Annotated in this window: 13 protein-coding genes; 1 reads left to right on the top strand and 12 read right to left on the bottom strand. The window is 52.2% G+C overall.

Going from position 1 to position 19,255, the window contains the following annotated elements; all coding sequences use genetic code 11:
- Window positions 1-16: 16 nt before the first annotated feature.
- The 8 genes from FRH_RS09220 to FRH_RS09185 form a co-directional block, all read right to left on the bottom strand.
- Window positions 17-1,291, bottom strand: a complete 1,275-nt coding sequence (locus FRH_RS09220; protein WP_281996738.1) for a TRAP transporter large permease — start codon at window positions 1,289-1,291, stop codon at window positions 17-19.
- On the bottom strand, window positions 1,288-1,833 hold the full coding sequence (locus tag FRH_RS09215) for a TRAP transporter small permease subunit (protein WP_139525070.1): 546 nt from the start codon (window positions 1,831-1,833) through the stop codon (window positions 1,288-1,290). Before FRH_RS09215 ends, FRH_RS09220 begins: the two co-directional genes overlap by 4 nt.
- A gap of 45 nt (window positions 1,834-1,878) precedes the next feature.
- Window positions 1,879-2,952 carry a TRAP transporter substrate-binding protein DctP gene (gene dctP, locus FRH_RS09210; protein ID WP_281996737.1) on the bottom strand — a complete coding sequence of 358 codons (1,074 nt, stop codon included), beginning with the start codon at window positions 2,950-2,952 and terminating at the stop codon, window positions 1,879-1,881.
- A 107-nt stretch (window positions 2,953-3,059) separates the two neighbouring features.
- Complete coding sequence (locus FRH_RS09205; protein WP_139525068.1) at window positions 3,060-4,004, bottom strand: ornithine cyclodeaminase family protein; 945 nt, start codon at window positions 4,002-4,004, stop codon at window positions 3,060-3,062.
- Between the two features lies 1 nt (window position 4,005).
- A complete protein-coding gene (locus FRH_RS09200) occupies window positions 4,006-4,362 on the bottom strand; it encodes a RidA family protein (protein ID WP_139525067.1) in 357 nt (118 codons plus the stop codon).
- A gap of 116 nt (window positions 4,363-4,478) precedes the next feature.
- On the bottom strand, window positions 4,479-5,246 hold the full coding sequence (locus FRH_RS09195) for an AraC family transcriptional regulator (protein ID WP_281998139.1): 768 nt from the start codon (window positions 5,244-5,246) through the stop codon (window positions 4,479-4,481).
- 119 nt (window positions 5,247-5,365) lie between these two features.
- Window positions 5,366-5,722: a RidA family protein gene (locus FRH_RS09190; protein ID WP_016914906.1), complete on the bottom strand. Its 357-nt coding sequence runs from the start codon at window positions 5,720-5,722 to the stop codon at window positions 5,366-5,368.
- Between the two features lie 175 nt (window positions 5,723-5,897).
- Complete coding sequence (locus FRH_RS09185) at window positions 5,898-12,059, bottom strand: calcium-binding protein (protein ID WP_281998138.1); 6,162 nt, start codon at window positions 12,057-12,059, stop codon at window positions 5,898-5,900.
- Between the two features lie 1,242 nt (window positions 12,060-13,301).
- On the opposite strand from FRH_RS09185, the gene FRH_RS09180 reads away from it, so the two are divergent.
- The gene (locus FRH_RS09180; protein ID WP_281998137.1) at window positions 13,302-15,314 is read left to right on the top strand and encodes a diguanylate cyclase; all 2,013 of its coding nucleotides are present in this window, start codon (window positions 13,302-13,304) and stop codon (window positions 15,312-15,314) included.
- Between the two features lie 343 nt (window positions 15,315-15,657).
- Here the strand turns inward: FRH_RS09180 and rnk are convergent, their stop codons facing one another.
- The 4 genes from rnk to uraH all read right to left on the bottom strand — a co-directional run bounded on the left by rnk (window position 15,658) and on the right by uraH (window position 18,759).
- Entirely contained in the window at window positions 15,658-16,071 is a 414-nt protein-coding gene (gene rnk, locus FRH_RS09175) for a nucleoside diphosphate kinase regulator (protein ID WP_281998136.1), read from the bottom strand.
- 136 nt (window positions 16,072-16,207) lie between these two features.
- A complete protein-coding gene (gdhA, locus tag FRH_RS09170) occupies window positions 16,208-17,560 on the bottom strand; it encodes an NADP-specific glutamate dehydrogenase (protein ID WP_281998135.1) in 1,353 nt (450 codons plus the stop codon).
- A 601-nt stretch (window positions 17,561-18,161) separates the two neighbouring features.
- On the bottom strand, window positions 18,162-18,338 hold the full coding sequence (locus FRH_RS09165) for a hypothetical protein (protein ID WP_281998134.1): 177 nt from the start codon (window positions 18,336-18,338) through the stop codon (window positions 18,162-18,164).
- Between the two features lie 64 nt (window positions 18,339-18,402).
- The gene (gene uraH, locus FRH_RS09160) at window positions 18,403-18,759 is read right to left on the bottom strand and encodes a hydroxyisourate hydrolase (RefSeq protein WP_281998133.1); all 357 of its coding nucleotides are present in this window, start codon (window positions 18,757-18,759) and stop codon (window positions 18,403-18,405) included.
- Window positions 18,760-19,255 lie beyond the last annotated feature (496 nt).

Genomic DNA, 19,255 nt, shown 5'->3' with positions numbered 1-19,255 from the left:
CGCAGTCCTTAGCTAGTCACAGCAGTGACGGTATCCAGGTGGAGAGCGCCGGGAAGGCCGCCAGCAGCACGATCACCACCAAGAACGAGACGTAAAACGGCAGCGATGCCACGATGGCCCGTTCGTAGGGCACCTCGGCTATTCGCGCGGCCGTCATTAGTGTCATTCCCACCGGCGGTGTAACGTTAGAGATATTGAGCGCCACGATCATCAGGATAGCGAAGTGGAGCGGATCAAAGCCAAGCTGAATCATCGCGGGCACTAGCACTGGCGCAATGACCACCAGCGCGGGCAGTACGTCCATCACCGTTCCCACCACCAGAAGCAGCAGGCAGACCAGCATCAGCTGCACGAAGGCCGCATCGCTAAAGGTGGTGATGATACTGGCCGCATCCCGAGCGATACCGGAGCGGGTCACGAACCAGCCCAGCACAGCCGAGGTGGCCAGCAGGAAAAACACCACCCCAGAAAAGCGCACGGTGGTGACGAGCGCCTCCCAGATTTTTCGCCACGTCAGGTTCCGGTAGAACACCACGCCGATCACGATGGCGTACACCGCCGCAAACCCCGACGCTTCGGTAATGGTCGTGAGGCCTGAGAGAATGCCGCCCAGAATGATCAGCGGTACCACCAGCGCGGGTAGTGCCAGCACGAACGACATGATCGCCATCTTAAACGGCGTGGGTGCCTGCTTCGGGTAGTTGCGCTTCCAGGCTAAAAAGAAGCTGACGCCCAACAATGCCAAGGCCATTAGCAAGCCAGGGATGATTCCACCGGCAAACAAGTCGATGACCGAAATATCCCGCAGCAACGTAGCGTAGACCACCATCACCACGCTGGGGGGAATGATCGGCCCGATGATCGACGAGCATGCAGTCACTGCCGCCGCATACTCCGCGTCGTACCCCTGCTTTTTCATTTCGGGAATCATGATTTTGCCGATGGCCACCGTATCGGTCACCGCTGCCCCCGTGAGGCCCGCAAAGAATACCGAGACCGAAATGTTCACGTGAGAAAGCGAGCCCCGTACTCGGCCAAACAGCGCATTGTTGAAGGCAATCAGCTTGTGGGTTAGCCCGCCCTGGTTCATTAGCTCAGCAGTGAAAATGAAGTAGGGTACGGCGATCAGCAGAAAGCCGGAAACGCCGGAGAACATACGGTCGGCGATGATGCCGAGCATCCGTTCGCCGCCAATGGCAAAACCGCCCGCCAACCCGGACATCGCCATCACGACGGCTACCGGCGCGCCAATCAGTAGCAGGACGACGAACGCAATGATCGCAGGTGTCATGAGCGGTGCTCCCTATCAGCGGTGTCGATAAGCTCGCCAATCACGTCCTGCTCGTCCATAAAGTGTTCCAGCAGTGCAAACCCATGCACCAAGTGCAGCAGCATCATCACGCCGCTTATCGGCACCACGATGGCAGTGACCTTGCTAGGAATGCGGATTTGGTCAGAGACCATGTACACCTGGGTGGCGCTAGTGAAGTAGTCCCAGCCGTACCAGGTGAGCAAGAGTGCAAATAGGCCGATCACCGCTAGGCAGAGCCCGGCGGCCACCTGCACCATCACTTTTGGCAGGCTGCGTACCAGCAGTGTCATGGCGACGTGCTCGCCATAGCGCAGTGAAATCGTCATCGAAAGAAAACCAATCCAAGGTAGGAACAGCCGCGCAAGCGAGTAGGTCCAGCTCAGCGTGCTGCCCGTGATCAGTTTGTATAAAAATGCGGTAAAAGAGATGCCCAGCATCGCCAAAATACAGCCTACACACACCACGATAGCGACCTGATTGACCAGATCGCTCACGCGACGTAAAGGAGTCAAAACGCCCATGGCCATTCCTCACGCTGGGGCGTAAGGCCCCAGCGTTGATTACCGTTATTGTCCGTAAATTCGCAGATCATCTTCCGCTAGCTGCTGGCCCACGCGTTCGACCTCATCCAGCAGGCCCTGCACACGCGCTTCGTCCATTCCGAAGTCATTGACGATCCACTCCTGCCAGGCGGGGCGGGCAATCTCGGCCATGCGCTCACGTTCGGCATCGGGCATCAGATAGCAGGCCTCGAAACGCTCGCATGACTCGACCCAACTGGCGGTGGCAAGGGCGCCCGACATGCCGTGGCTGAGCTGAATAGCCTCCCGTGCCGAGCTAATTACCGCCTGCTGATGGGATTCCGGCAGCGATTGGTACCAGGACTCGCTCACCATCCAGGGCGCGCTGTTATACACATGCCCGGTGAGCGTGGTGTAGTCGGTCACCGCATCGAAGTTGAACGTGGTATTGAGCACCGGCGCGTTGAACTGGCCATCGGCTAATCCGGTTTCCAGTGCGGTGATCAGCTCGCCCCAGGGCAGTGGCGTCGCGGAGGCGCCTAGCGAGCGCATGATGGCAACGTGGGCCGGGTTCTCTTCAGTACGAATATTGAGCCCTTCTAGGTCTTCCAGGGTCTCGATCAAGCGGACGTTGTTGGTGAAAGCCACGAAGCCGCCGCCGTCATCGAAGGTACCTAGATAGCGCATGCTTGCGGCCTCCACGGTGCCCGACATAAAGTCGGCAAACCACTCGCTATCGAAGAACGTCCACGCCTGCCGCCAGCTGGTAAAGAGGAACGGCGCGGTCACCGCTTGGTAGTCGCCATAGAACGACGACATGGCCCCGGCAGACATGATGGTGGACTGTAACGTACGGCCACCCTGCACTTCCGAGCCATTTTCTACTTCAGAACCGAGCTGGCCACCGCCGAAGATCGTCACTTCGAGATCGCCATCGGTGCGGGCTTCCACGAGATTCTTAAAATGCACCAGCGCCGGATAGATTTCGTTGTTGCTCATATCCTCCGGAAGTTGGGTCGCAATCACCATTTCATAAGATTGGGCCTGGGCCGTGTTGCTGGCAATGGCCAGCGGGAGGGCTGCTAGGGCAGTGAAGAGTAAAGAGCGCTTAGCGTTCATAACACACCTCGTTTTGGTTATTGATGGTCTTCGTTATGACTGGCGTTGCAGTGCTGCTGGCGTAGCGGCCTTTATTGTTGTTGTCTGGCCAGGCCTGCAGCGTGGTTTTATGAATGATGCTTGGGCAGTGACTCCCATAGTTCGATGGCGGCGGCGAGATCCTCAAGAGAGGCGCCTACCGATTTAAACAGCGTGATGGCCTCCTTACCCGAGCGCCCTGGTTTGGCCCCGGACAGCACCTCGGCCAGCTCCGCTTGAATGGCGTCAAACTGAAAAGCGCCCTCCTCGATGGCCTGCAGAATATCCCCCGCTTCGCCTTTTGCGCCTGCGTAGGTGTCTACGAACACCTGCGCACGGCCTAAACACGCGGCATCGGTTTCGCGCATTTGTGGGCGAAACGCGCCGATTAAATCCACGTGCGTACCCGGCGTGAGCCATTCGCCTTTGATGATCGGTTGGGTGGAGAGCGTCACACAGCTGATGATATCGGCCTCCGCGACAGCGTCGGGTAACGCGTCTACCACCTGAGTAGCAAAGCGGTCTGCATACTCCTCGGCAATCGCGGCGGCTTTATTGGGGTTACGGCCCCATATCAGCACCCGTTTGATGGGGCGCACGCTGGCGTGGGCTTCGATCACCATCGGGGCCAGTTTGCCGGTACCCACCACTAGCAGGGTGTCGGCATCTTCATTGGCCAATGCTTGAGCCGCCAGCGCCGAAGCAGCGGCGGTACGGCGGCGGGTTAGTTCGCTGCCATCGATACACGCCAACGGCTGGCCGTGTTTGCCTTCGCTGAGCAAGTAAAGCCCCGAAATAGCCGGAACACCGTGCTCGGCGTTTTGCGGAAACACGTTGACCATCTTCACACCGATATAGCCAGCAGCTTCCCAGGCGGGCATCAGCAGCATGGTGGCTTCGCCGTCTGGCCGGTGCATGGCGTGATGGTGGCGCGGTGGTGACTCCACTCCGTTCACAAAGGTATGCCGCAAACGGTCGATGACGCCCTGCCAAGTGAGATGCTGTGCGACTTCCGCTGCCGAAACGACCTGCATATCAAGCCTCCGGCAGCGCAGCAATGACCATGATTTCCACCTTCCACTCGGGCTTGGCCAATTTGGCTTCTACCGCAGCACGCACCGGTGGGCGACCAGGCACGACCCAGGCATCCCAGGCTTGGTTCATTTGGTCGAATTCCGCCATGCTGGTGACCCAGATTTGCGCCGAGATCAACTGCTCCTTAGAGGTGCCTGCCTGGGCCAGCAGTTGGTCGATACGTGCTAACACCTGCTCCGTTTGTCCGCGCATATCGGCGGTGGCATCCGAGGGTACTTGGCCTGCGAGATAGACCGTGCCGTTATGCACGGCGACTTGGCTCATGCGGAGGTTGCTGTCTTGATAGGTCACGCCCATGGGGTCTCTCCAAGGAAGGTGGGGTTCCTCTTGAGACTACGACGATGCCTTGGCGTGTGCTTGCCCGAAACTCGGGTAAATTTGCCCGCAAGTCAGGCAGACAGGGACGTCAGCCATTAGCGGTCAGATGAGGGGGAAATCTCAAAGTAGCGCCGGTAGGCGCGGGAAAAGCTGCCCTGATCGCGAAAGCCCACCAGCATGGCAATATGGCCAAGGCTTAGCGCGCTATGTCGTACCAGCGTGCGCGCATGCTCTAGCCGCCTGCGCTGCACATAGGCCAGCGGCGTCACCCCGGTTAATTCACGAAAACAGCTGTGAAAGTGCCCAGGGCTCAATGCACACAGGGCTGCTAGCTGCTCGACACGTATGTCATCTGCCAGATGTTGGTCTAGCCAGGCATCCAAGCGCTCTAAATCCAGCCGCTCGCTAATACAGCGAACCCCGAGCTGGTCAGCCGTCTGTTTTGGCGCATCGTGCAGGTACATATAGAGCGCCCGCAGCAGCAGAACGGCAATTTCGTTTTGCAGCGCCGGGCACTGATCCAGCTGATGCGCCAGCGCATGAGTCAGTTGATTCAGGGCGGGGGGCACGGTAAAGAAGCGCGGCTTATCGAATAAGCGCTCGATCTCACTGCCTTTTTCCAGCGTGGCCAAGTGCTGCACAGGGATATCCAGCACCAGCGTTCGATTGCTGCCATCGCCTTGGTACTCATGATGGCGGGCCGAGGGGATCAGGCAGCCTCGACGAGCGGTTACCCGCTCCCCTTGGCCTTCCATGGAGAGTTCAGTCACGCCACACGTCGCCAGTATCAACTGGTGAAAATCGTGAGTGTGTGCCACCTGTTCTTGCGCTAGGTTGCGGCTATGCAGCTCGAACTGGGACATGACCGTACCGTTCGGGAAGTGTGAGAAGAAGACTCCACTATAAAACGATCGCGGAATAAAAAGCGAGGGGGCGTTAACGCTTGGTTAACGCCCCCTCGCTACTGCCTTGAGATAACCGATCAGGCGTCGGGCAGTGCCGCGATGACCATGATCTCCACTTTCCACTCGGGCTTGGCCAGCTTGGCTTCCAACGCGGCGCGCACCGGCGGGCGACCCGGCACTACCCAGGCTTCCCACGCTTCGTTCATTTCTGCGAACTCGGCCATGTCGGTGACCCACACCTGGGCAGAGATCAAGTGTTCTTTCGAGGTGCCCGCCTGCGCCAGCAGCTCATCGATACGCGCCAACACCTGCTCGGTTTGCCCACGCATGCCCACCGTGGCATCCGCCGGCACTTGGCCCGCAAGGTAGACGGTACCGTTATGAATGGCCACTTGGCTCATACGCGCATTGCTTTCGTGATAGGTCACGCCCATGGGGGTATCTCCAGCGAAGAGAGGTATGTTATTGCGTTGATATGCCATAAAGCACCGCCTTTATACGACGCTTGGCGGCATTCAACAACAGAAAGGGCGCGTCTGGGTGGTGTTAGTGCGGGGGGAACAGCCCCCCAGCAGCCTTGCAGCTGCTGGGGGTTTGCTTAGTCATGCATTAGGTAATGGAGTAATTGGTGTTCCAGTTGTCATCGAGGAAGTTATTGAGATCCAGGTTTTCGAAGTTGGCTAGTAACTGAGTATCGAAACCTGTATCAGTCTGCTCTACTCGGAATAGTTGAGCATCATCATTGATCTCAACCGTATCGCCATTACCCGCTAGTAGATACACAACTTCGTCATTGACTAAGCTCAAGTTTGCCAATAACCCCGTTCCATCGTTAAAAAATTCAGCCGTTGTAAAAACAGCAAAGGCTATATCGCTAGAACCATCATTGAATGCTTGAGCATCATCATATTTGGCGAAGTCAGCACTAACTCCACCTCGTAGGCCCGGAATTTCTGTCGCCTCATCCCCAATTCGAAAGGCATCACCTGCCGCACCTGTAGTGAAGTTGGTAATGAGATAAGGCGTGCCTTCGGTTGAGGTTGAGGGCAATTCTCTAGCCGAGCCAAGCTCGGCCACTTGGCCATCTATAGATTGATAGCGATTGCCAAACGCATCAATCATCTCCTCATTTTGATTGCCGTTAATAGTGTTGTCTGTAAGTCTAATATTAGAGGCGTTTTGAACAACAAACTCTTGCTCTAAAGATCTAACATTAGCAAATTCATCCTGTATCTGCCATTTGAAAATACTTGTTAAGTCTTCAGCAAAATCGCTTTGATTGATAGCGCCATCAATGATATTCACTATGTCGCTTCTAATTTCTTCGGCTTGACTAACCGACAGCCAATCGTAAACGACAGGAACGTTTGCATCGATAACGTAATCACCGCTGACATCTGCACCTGCCAGTGCGTCCTCCAAAGTGTATACATTGTCAAAAACAAAGTTATCTAATTCACTAAGCTCTAAGTACTGCGTCTCAGTTACACCTGAGTTTGCCACTAAACTAACACTTTCGGCCAGCACTACCGCATCTGTACCTATAGCATTTATTATGCTGCCAGGCTCATCAACAATATTCCATGTTGCAAACTCACGCACATTCCATTGCCCGCCTTCTGGAGGCTGATTAACAGCACCGTCTAGGAACGCTCTAATATTCGTTATATCCGCGCTTGCCCTTTGAACCGTCAAGTCTTCTAAATCCAGGAAATCTGTGTCTTCGTTAACGTAATAAAACTCAGTCAGCTCTCTGGTTCCGTCGACTATGCCCGAGGTCAACCTAAACTGCACAGGCGTATCATCAATGTCAAAACTAAATGCGCCAGAGTCTCTTAATGACACATAATCTTCAAAAGTCAGGAAATTATTTCCTTCATCAAGATCAGCATAAACAACATCAGCACCACTCAGCCATTCTTCATTTGAGCTCACTAAATCGAGCAACACTGATGCCGCATCTCGAATAGACCAATTAATTAAGCTATCAAGCTGAAGTTGATCACTATTGCTCGCGCCATCAATTGCCGCGTTAGTGTTTTGCACTAATGCTTGAGCACCTTGAACATCGAAGATCCCCGCATCAAAAGGACTTTGAGGCACAACGATAGCATAACTAACATCGTCGCCTTCGCCTGACTTATCAAGCGGCTCACTCGCCTCCAACACGCCCAAAGCTTGCTGGATGGTATAAAGCACTTCAATCGGATCCGATTGATAGTCATAATTATCTAGCGCAACTAACGATTGGTATTGCGCATACGTAATTTGATTATTCGTAACCGTGACACTTTCTGCCAATAAAACATGTGCCTGATTGATTGCCTGTATAATATTGCTGGCGCTGTCGGTAACCGTCCAATTGAATAATGCCTGAACGTTGCCATCGTTATTTTCGAGACCAGACGCTCCGTTTAGAACCGTTCGCACATCTGTCAACTCTGCAGCAGCATCTTGCACAGATAGCTGCCCGGCAACGTAAGGCGTACTACTATCAACCAAAATAAAACTATCTACGGGCGCTAAAACATCAGATTTTACCGCACGCACTGCATCAGACATGTCAGTGTATTCGACAACTGTTTCCCCTAACACGAATCCTTCAGAATCAGGATTATTACCTTCGACGAGGGTATAGGCATTTACTAAGCTTTCATAATCAGCAGACGTAATGGCTGCATCCGTCAACCTGATTCTGTAAGCTTCTACCAACACTTCTCTATTTAGATCAGCGTTAATAGCCGCAAAACTATCAACAACAGACCACTGATAGATCGCCGTTAACTCCACTCCCCTATATTCAGGCACACTTCCTGCAATCAAATCCCTTACATCGCTAATATACGCTTCAGCAGTTGCTATATCAATTTCACTGTCAACGCCCAAACCCTCGTTTATATCGAACTGATCTTCAGAGAAGAAGTAGTCGTTGGCCAAGTCGCCTGGAGCCGCAAAACTGTTGTCTGTGTTATCGAACACGTAAGCTAACGTGTACACCACTAAGTTATAATCAAAGCCGCCTTCACCCAGGCCATTGACCAAGGCATCATACTCAGCGGCCAGAATGTTGCCATCTGCGCCACCATTGGCCGCAAAGATACTATCTGCGCCTTCAAGTACTTCTGGAATGCCGCTTGTACTGCTCTCAATGACAGCCAGAATATTGCTGGCAGAATCGGTGATGTTCCAATTATAAAAAGCTTCAAAATTGGCGGCATTGCGGTTGGTAGAACCTTCAAGAATGCTCTTGACGGTTTCAATATCCGTCAGCGCATTGGCGACACTCAACGGGCCATTGGGGTTTGTATAGGGCGTGTTGCCTGTAATGGAGTAAAACTCACTGGGAGCGAGTACACCCTCAGCCTCGGCACCCACGGCTGCGTTCAGGTTCGCATAGGTGACAGTAGTTTTGACTGCACTTTCCCCGGCATCTAAGCGCAGCGTATTCCCTAACACCCCCAATAGCTCTTCATACTGAGCTTGAGTGATGGTGGTACCTGTCACACGCACCGTTTGGGCGTTCACAACAGCATCGTCGCCAAACGCAGTATCACCCGCGTTGACGTTACTGATTCCGTCGAGCAGGTTGCCAATGCTGTCTTCGACCTGCCACACCACTGCATCACTGCCGAGTAGCGCAGTGCGGTTCTCTGCACCCGCGATAATGGCGAAATAGCTCGCTCCCTGGGCGACGGTCCAAACGTCGTTGAACGATGTTTCCAGGTCGATCACATAGTCGACAACCAGGGGGCCATTGCCAGCATCGATGACAGAGATGGCGTTAGCCAACGTGTATTCCACTAGCTCACCGAGGCGAATGTAGTTGAAATCCGCTGTGCTTAGCGCTTCGAACTGCGCAATCGTAATGATGTCGTCACTAACGTTGACTGCATCTGCTCGAGTGAGATGAGGAACGTTACCTGCCGCGAGAATGGCGGACGCACTGTCGACGACCGTCCAGTTGAACAGCGCATCGGCGTTGGGTGTTTGAGTGTTAAGGGCGCCATCGAGGATTCGTTCTACCGCTGCCAGCGTTGTGGCGGCGGCGTCGACGCTGACCTCACCAGCTTCAAAGGGCACGGTGGTGTCGATGTCGTAATTGGCGGCTAGCTCATCTGCATTGACGGCGTTTTCCAGCGTATAGCGAACGATGGTCGTACCCAGCTCGAAGTTGTCCAGCGTGTTGAGCTGGTCGAATTGAGCCGACGAGATCACTCGGTTGCTGGCCGAGACTTGGTTCGCCTCGGTCACGTGCCCTTGATCCAGGTCGGCGATGATAGCGTCTGCTGTATCGCGAATGACCCACTCGAACAGCGTGAGCGGCGGCTGATTATTCGCGCCTTCCAACACCCGGCTAACATCGGCAAACGCAGTTTCCGCCTGGGCGACGGTCACCGTGCCTGCACTGAGTACTTCTTGTAGATCGATGATGTAGTTGCTGGCGAGAGGATCGGCAGCCAGCGCTTCGGCCAGCGTGTAATCGACCTCGGTCTCGCCGAGCACGAAGTTAGGCAACGCATTGAGCTGTACGAACTGCGCAGGGGTAATGATCGCTTCCGTCACGCTGATGCTATTGGCTTCGGCAATTTGTGGGCGTGCGGAGGGCGTTCCTAAAATCGTGGCAAGGCTATCGACGATATTCCACTCTAGGAGCAGATCACGGGTGAGATTGTCGCTGTCAGTGTTTTGGGCGAGATCCAGTAGCACACGCGTGCTATCGATCAACTCAGCAGCCTCGCGCACGGTTAAGTCACCCGCGGAGAAAGGCCTACTTGGGTTGAGCGTGTAGTTAGCAGGCATTACGTCGGTCGCCAACGCTTGTTCCAACGTGTACGGCACGACCGTGCTGCCCAGGTCGAAATTATCCAAGGTATTGAGATCAGCGAACTGATCAGGACGGATGGTGGTGTTAGTGAGCGTCACGCTTTGCGCCCCAACGACCTCAGGGCGACCTAGACCACCGCTCACCAACACATCTTCGGCATCCGCGCGAATCGACCACGTATAAATATCGCCTAATGCAATGGGGGCAGTCGCCACATCGAAGTCGCCCGCCAGCACGGTTTCGACCAGCGCCAGCTGGTTGCCTGCAGCCGTCAACCCCAACGTGCCTGCCGCAAACGGCTGATTGGGGTTGATCAAGTAGTTCGCTGGCAGTTCGTCATTGGCCGCCAGCGCCACTGCTTGTTGTAGCGTTAGATAAGGTACCTCGGCACGGGTACCGATCGTGTCGGAAAGGTCGCTATTCGGGTCTTGAGCATTTCTTTGCGCGTCCCGAAGCGGGTTATTGTTGCCGTCTCGGTAGGCATCGATATTAAGGCCGTCACTGGCGTTATCGATGGCGTCCAGTGCCTGCTTTACTTGGCCAGCAATGGAAGGAAGGCCCAACGCATCGGCCATTTCCTGATTGGTCAACTCCCGGCCAGCGTCGCTCGCTTGATTGAAGGCAGTTCCCAGCCGCGAGAGCGCATCGGCACTGCTAATCCCTGCCGTGGCCACCATGGCCAACAGGCTCGCCACTTTGACACCCGCAATGAGCAGATCCAGATTAGGCGATGCCTCTGCCAACGGATCTGTCGTCATCAGATCGATTCGCTGGTCGAGGCCAAGCGCCGTTTTGATCGCCGTTTGGGCATCAGCATCGTTCAAGCCGAACTGTTGCGAGAGCTGCACCATCAGGGTGGTCAACGGGGTAATCACCGTCGCATCTTCCGGTGCCCGTAATACGCCGGTAAACGGCAACCCTGTGGAGATATCTACACCACCAGTGGCAGTCAAGATACCGCTGCCCTGCAAACCACTGAAGAAGCCATCGTCATTCGTGGTGACTTGATTCGAGTTGACGGCACGCGTCACGGTGGCCCCGGAAATATACCCATCGACCACATAGCCGCTGATGGTGGCAGGACCACCATCACCACCGCCACCGCCGCCTCCACCGCCCGCAGCGGCAGCCCCTACCGCAATGGCGCCGCCGCCGACATACAGCCAGGGGGGAATATCACCAAACGAGCTGACTGGCTCGCTACTACTGCTTGCGGTACTCGGGAAGCTGCTGGTGCTCGACGGCTGATTGGCGAAAGACGCGCTAGGCACGAATAATAAGTTGCCGAAATCTTCGCCGCTGGCAATGCCTTGTTGAAGGGCATTGCTAGGACTGATGAGAAATAGATCGCCCTGCTGGACCAGCGCGCCGCGCTCGATGACCATTTGCGTGCCGTCGGGACGGGTGATCAAGACATTGCCGTCGGGCAATAGCTCCCAGGTTTGTACGTCAGGAAGCTGGCTAAGCGGGACGAGAAGACCGCTATCATTGCCCAGTAGCTCCATCAGCGAATCGATATCGACGACGACACGGCCGTTTTCCAGCGCCACATCCGCGGCGGCCATGTCGATACGCTGACCGCTGTTCATGATGAGCGTTAGACTACCGTTAGGTTGGCGAATCACTTCCGCCACCCCTTGTAGATCATTGACGGCGACCATTTGGTCGGCCAGCGCCTGCTGTGCGAGTAACGGCAGCACCAACGTCGCGGCCATCCCCCCTTGCTTCAATGCTTTTTGGTTGTTGGCCATCCAACGACGAACGAAGGCCATGCGCTCTTGAGGATCGGCCGGAACGTCGATACGCACCACGTCGTCACGCGTATTGGCCAGTGAGTCCCAGTCGCTTTGGGCTTCTTGATGGCTGACCCTGACACCGTTGAGCAGATGGCCACTCATAACTCCGGGCCGCGTTGACTTAAGCATATCGGCTGATGACTTCGCCATTGAGCACATCTCCACTAAAGATTCGCAAGCGCGTTGCGCCAAACGTTTTTATGTAAGTCTGGCGTTGACCGCCTTAGCGCTCTCATCCGTCGTGGATGACGAGCAGCCATAAAAAAATTGATCCGAGTATTTCATAAAAAAGCAGGAAATAAACCTGCAAAAAGGCGGGGTAATCCCGTTCTTCCCGGGATTAGGGGAGAGCATCGCGGGCAAAAACATCAGCACGGCTTGAGAGGCAGGCACAAAAAAAGGCCTAGCGATAAACGCTAGGCCTTTGATGTTGGTGCCGGTGGCCAGACTCGAACTGGCACACCCGTAAAGGCGGCGGATTTTGAATCCGCACAGATGTACTTTAAAGGCCGCGCTTGCACAAGGCCTTGTAGCTAAATCAGCACTTTAGCGTTTTACATTCTTTACACACAGCACGTTGGTCACACCCAATCTGCGACCAAAACGCGACCACAATAGCATTTGAGTCCCCGACTAATGATTGGCAACTGCTTAGGCGGCGACTCTCTATCGAGGGCTTAATCAACATAAGGACTATTTTTCCTGACACGCTCACAACGCGAAGGCGTCTCATTGAACCGCCGCCAGCCTTTGGCTATTCACCATGTTACGAACATGAAGGGAGTATGAGTGCATACCAAAAAACTTTGGGATCGCGCCTGCAATGCGTAAACAAAGGCTTTTCAATGAGTTAATTTTTTCCATTTTTTTCAATCCAATAGCAGCCGAATGACAACCAGCCAACCAATTGGCAACCAAATTACCACCGCTGCAGCAAGACGAGGGTGACTACATAGCAGGCCGCATAAAGCGGCTTAGACAGTGAATCAGGGTACAACCTGATAAGCGCACCATTGGAAAAGCAGGCTTCTGCGCTCAGCCCTACCTTCCGTCAGCAGACGTTAGCCAATTCGTTCACTGTTTGTAATGCTTCACTTCAGGTAACAGGCTCATCATGATAAACCAGCGGGCCAATAAAACGCCCGTAGCGATCCAGAGGTATGAGGTTAGTCTTTAAGCACCCGAGGCCATAGAGCAGCTCATCTGCTGGGCTAGTGACAAATTGTGTATGCTGGTTGTCGGACTGAGCCACTGCCCAGTGCGTAGCGGCTCCGTTACTCTTTTGTTACGTATATTTCATTCAGCACTTTTGCAACTGTTATGATGACTACACTTTTCCGAAAGGTAGGTGAGATGCAATAGCATTGACACCTCGCCCGCCAGGTACAGTTCATGACATTGATATCTAATAAAAATGCCTCTTCCAAGCATCGCCCCCAACACTCGTTCATACGCTTGATCATGCTTCCCTTTGCTACTTTGCGTGGGCGCTTGGTCGTTGGTGCCGTAGTGCTGTGGAGCTTGCTTTGTCTTGTCATCTTAACGTTCGGTTGGCAGGCAGGTAAGTACCTGGTTAATGAGACTAATCACCAGCATCTGCGTTATGAGACAGAGCTCATCAGTAACTCGATCACCCTTCAGGTGAATGAGCGGCTCAGAGAACTTGAACGCTTGGCCGAGAGGGTTCCGCTGCCTAGAGAAGGGGCTCTATTTGAACAGCATGGTCACAAGTTGGAACCTCTCTTCGAAGCGCTAATACTCTTTGATACGAGTAGCCAAGTCGTTGATGAATGGCCTATCGACGGAGGACGCCGTGGCAACAATTTCGCCGACCGGGAATATGCTCGATTCATGAGCGCTTTTAAAACGCCTTATGTCAGTGAACCTCTCATGGGTCGCATCACTAACACGCCGTTGGTGCTCATGCTAGTTCCTCTTCGTGACGATGAGGGACACTACACAGGTTTCTTAGGTGGGTTAGTTAACCTCAAGCAAAGCCAGCTATTTAGAAACTTTGACCTACTTCGATTAGGTGAAGGTGGCTATGTGACGATTACGACAGCGTCTGGTCAACGCATCTACGACCCTTACCAAACAGACGCCATCGTGACATTACCTAGCACCATTTCACCTGTCTTAGCACAGGCGCTGGATGGCTGGGAAGGTGAGAGTCATGAGCGCTCACTATCCGGAGAAGATCAACTGGTTGCCTATCGACAAATTTGGCCTGCGAATTGGATTGTCGGTGTGCATCTGCCACAAGTGCAAGCTGAAGCACCTCTTATTGCGGGTATGAAGAAAATTACCACCTACGTATGGGGCATACTCATCTTTATTTTGCCTCTTATCTGGATATTGATTTGGATGGCGTTGCGACCTCTAACGCATCTTGCTCGGCAGGTACTGGAGCTACGAAGTGGTTTCCGCCCTGTATTGGATATTCCGACCACGATGAAAGAAGTTCGCCGTGTCGTTGATGTGATTAACGTGACGGAACTTGCTCGCCAGGGGGTCTTACGTGACTTAGCCGAACGTGAAGCTTTATTGAGAGGTACGTTGTCTGCGTCTCCACAAGGCATGTTTGTAACGGATCAGCGTGGCCGATTGACGTTTATCAACGATGCGTTACTTCAGCTTCTAGGCGATGATACTCCTCGAAGCATGCAAGCCTGGAGCCGCCGGATTCACCGTGATGACCGCCGAGATGTCAGAAAAGCTTGGTTGCGCAGCCTTGTAAAACAAACGAATTTTGCGCGTCAATTTCGCTTTATAAGCGCCAATGAAGGCGTGCTCTGGCTAGATGTGAGTACCGCGGCTGTACGTGTTGAAGGGCATTTTATCGGGACTGTCGGCACAGTGCTCGATATCACTCAGCACCAACAAGACTATGCTCAAAAACGCTGGGAAGCAGAGCATGACTCTCTAACCGGTTTGCTCAATCGTCGCGGTCTGACGAGGCACCTCGAAGAGTTGCTTATTCAGTGGCAAGGCTCGGAAAAACCAACCGCGGTCATGCTTTTCGATTTAGATCACTTTAAGCCAGTCAACGATCAAGGGGGGCACGCTCTAGGCGACCAAATGCTTCAACAGATTGCGCGTATCGTACAGAGCGAAATTCGCAGTAGCGATTATGCCGCTCGACAAGGGGGAGATGAATTTGCCGTATTGCTACCGGGCTGTACTCCAGCACGTGCACTCACCATTGCCGAGTCTCTGCGTGCAAGCATCGCGGATAGCTCGATTGAGGCGCAAGGACGCCAATGGCAAGTGACCGCTAGTATAGGGGTCAGTCATTTCCATCAAGGTGACAAGACAATCGACGACATTCTTAGTCGTGCCGATACGGCCAGCTATCGGGCAAAGCAAAGTGGACGTAATAAGGTTGAAGGAGATGCCGATGGCTAGCCGAAAATCACTTTACCAAGCTGACACTTAGTTACTTTCGTCCAACTTAGGCCCTTAATGTATATCAAAGGCTCTTAGATTTGATATTCGCCTTACAGATTAAGGGATAATTATTTGCTCCATGGACGAGTCACAACAGCACACGACTTCGACGCGCTTATAGTTGATATGTTCATTCGCTTGCCAAAACGCTAGCTGGTTCATGCAAGCGCTATAGAGCTGATGTGGGTTTGCTTAGGCAAAGATAAAGCCATCATCATTAAGCTTATACTCGTTGTTTTCACATAAAAATTTTACCATGTATAAAAAGCACTACCTATGACTGCTTTACTCTTTTAATCAGTTAGCGATGAAACTGCTTTTCTCGTTCTGGCTGCCAAAATATAGCATCAATACGCAAATTTACTTTGGTGTTGTTAGATAGCGGCCACTCGATCACATCACCTACTCTTAAGCCAATCAATGCAGCTCCAATAGGTGCCATAACTGAAATCCCATCCTCAACAACCCCAATTGAATGAGGGTAAATCAATGTGCGCACCATCTGACTACCGCGGGTTAAATCAGTAAACCGTACTTGGCTATTCATGCTTACTACATCATTTGGAATATCTTGAGGATCAAGCACTTCTCCGCGAGCCAGCTCTTCCTCCAGCAGCTGCGCCACCATCAAGTCTTTTTCTGTTGCACTGTCAATCAAGCGCTGAAGACGCTCAGCGTCAAGACGATTGATAATTATAGGAGGACGTTGGACCATTTTAATTTCCTTAACACATGAAAAACGTACTTATAGCCAATATAAGAACACCACATTCATATCGTCATGACAGAAAAGCCCTTCCCCAATAAGGGAAGGGCATCTATTGAATAGTCTATGCCTTTTTACCAAAAGGCTAGATTACCCCCTGATCAATCATTGCATCAGCTACTTTTCTAAAACCCGCTATATTAGCCCCTAGCACTAGATTATCAGGCTCGTCAAACTCTTCTGCTGTTTCAGCACATTGTCGATATATATCGGCCATAATTTTTTTAAGTTTCTGGTCTACTTTCTCTAATGTCCACTGTTCCATACTGCTATTCTGGGCCATCTCTAACTGGCTAGTCGCCACACCACCAGCGTTTGCTGCTTTACCAGGCCCATAGGCAAGATTTGCCGCTAAAAAGGCATCCATTGCTCCTTTCGTTGAAGGCATATTAGCCCCTTCGCTCACACAGACTATGCCGTTTGATATTAACGCTTTAGCATCTGCCTCAGTAAGCTCATTTTGTGTTGCACAAGGAAATGCTGCCTCGCCTTCAATGCGCCACACCGCATGGCCATCTTGAGGATATTCTTGTACTGATGTGTAATGTGCTTCTGGACGTACGTTGACATATTCGTATAACGATTCTCGCCGCTTTTCTTTTATTTCTTTGAGCAAAACTAAATCAATACCTTTTGGGTCATAAACCATACCCTTAGAGTCACTACACGTAACTGGTTTAGCACCCAGCTCGTAGAGCTTCTCAATCGTATAAATGGCTACGTTCCCTGCTCCTGACACTAAGCAACACTTACCACGCAATGTGTCATTTTTAGCCGCCAACATATTTTCAGCAAAATAAACGGCACCATATCCCGTCGCCTCTTTACGGCCTAAGGATCCACCCCAGTTCAATCCTTTACCCGTGAGAACGCCTTCATAACGACCGGTCAAGCGCTTATATTGCCCAAAAAGATAGCCAATCTCGCGGGTGCCCACGCCAATATCACCAGCAGGGACATCCGTATGCGGCCCAATATGGCGATAAAGCTCCGACATAAATGATTGGCAAAAACGCATAATTTCATTATCTGACTTACCCTTGGGATCAAAATCGGATCCGCCTTTCCCACCTCCAATGGGTAGCCCTGTCAGCGCATTTTTAAAAATTTGTTCGAATCCTAAGAACTTAATGGTGCCAGATGTCACACTAGGGTGAAAACGCAAACCTCCCTTAAAGGGGCCTAGTGCTGAATTGAACTGCACACGGTATCCTTTATTGACCTGAACACACCCCGCGTCATCTACCCAGCTTACACGGAACATAACCTGACGTTCAGGCTCAACGATACGTTCAATAATACTGTGGTCATGGTAGTGCGGTGCTCGAGCAAATAATGGACGAAGGCACTCTAGTACCTCTTCAGTTGCCTGATAAAATTCTTTTTGAGCAGGGCTGCTTTGAGCTAAACGCGCCAGTGTATCTCCAACATACGGCATGACTCTCCCCCTTCATAATTAGAGCGCAAATGATCTAGTAGATGCTGAGAGAGATTTAACTACGAGCACTGTAAGCCGCATACCCTATGCAGCTTCGGCATGAGAAAATAATTTAAAAAAATAGACTAAAGTAGCAAATCAAAAGCACCAAAATAGTGCAATCAAACATCACTAATAAACGATTTATAAACGATATTCCTGGGGGGGAGGTTCATCTTTCTGTCCAGACACTAAATTCAGAACCTACCTATATGCCTAGTAATACGAAAACTGCACCAGGATTGAGCACGTATTTCGATTTCCCCTTCTATCTCATCGACATAGGCCACAGCTAACTCTCCCAGTACCAAGCGATCAGACCTACCGGATTCTCAGCACTTTCGCTGGACTTTAACGTGAACCGTAGGGCACTAATATATCTTTACCCGTGGGCCATAGAGATATAACTCGGTTCCTCGCATCTCTCCGCAAGCTGCAGAAGCCAAAATCATAGCGTTTGACGTGTTTCACATGGGGGCGATAGCTAACTTGAGAATAACGGAAAAAGGGCGAACCATGACGGCTCACCCTCTCTTATTTGATATTAAAAACCGCTAATGTTTCACTTATTCAGCATTGGCAGCTCAACAGGCGAGATATGTTGAGCATCACCCACTTGCTGACTCGACATGGATTCAGGATAAGAAATTTTATTATCTTCTCCAGATCCTCTTTCGGCCATCGCCATGCTAGAAAATAGAGCTAACGCAACAACGGCAGAAATATGAATAATTTTCATGCTACAAAGCCTCATACAAGAGAAAATATGAATTAAATGGGCCAATGATTAAACAATGGCTTGATTAGTTGCCACGATAGGTCGAGTAGCCATAAGGGCTTAATAGCAACGGAATGTGGTAGTGCTGTTCAGTGTCTTCCACTTCGAAAGGCACCGGAATATCGGGGAAAAAAGTGGCTATGTCGCGCTCTTCAAACCAAGCCCCCGTCTCGAAAGTGACGCGATAGACACCCGGCAAAAATTCTTCACTGTCTGGATAAAGTGCGGAAACACGACCCACTTCATCCGTGGTCGCCGTTGACAAAGACTCCCAGCCTGCATCGGTACGGCGCTCCAACTCCACCTCAACGCCGGATGAAGGCAATCCACTTTGAATGTTAAGCACATGGACGCTGAGCGGGTTATCGCTTGCCTCCGCCATGGCTACCACACTACTGAAGATAATGCCGGTTACTAATGCAGTGAGTGTACGTCAGGGATTACCTGTAAGAGTCAAAAAATTATAGTTCTTGGCCGCAGAGCCTGAGTGCAAGGTGACTTGCCTGATAGTCAAAGCCTAGCACTCTAGCTCTGCGTTTAACTCACAGCTTTTTAAGCTACACAACAACCAATGTAGCGCATGGTAGTATCGATAACTCCTGTATATCCGTTCGGCGAACAAACCTTCCTCTGCGCCGCGACTTCGATAACGCTAGGTGTCCACCTATTTGTTAGTGAACACTAGCATAAGTAAATTAAGCGTATTGGAGGCACCTTACAAGCGCCGCCGCTTCAGTGCCGTAAATTGTCGAAACATACCAACAGCCCGGTGCCTCGGTGGCAAGCATCGCGCTGGAGCATGCACTGAATGCCAACCTGGTGCACAAGTGGATTCGTGAAGCCCGCCAATAGGCGCCCAAGAAGCTGACGGCTGGACG

This window comes from Halomonas sp. A020, assembly GCF_027943625.1.
Lineage (GTDB): Bacteria > Pseudomonadota > Gammaproteobacteria > Pseudomonadales > Halomonadaceae > Vreelandella > Vreelandella piezotolerans.
Note: the sequence above shows the minus strand (reverse complement) of the source record. Positions and strands in the feature narration are given on the sequence as shown.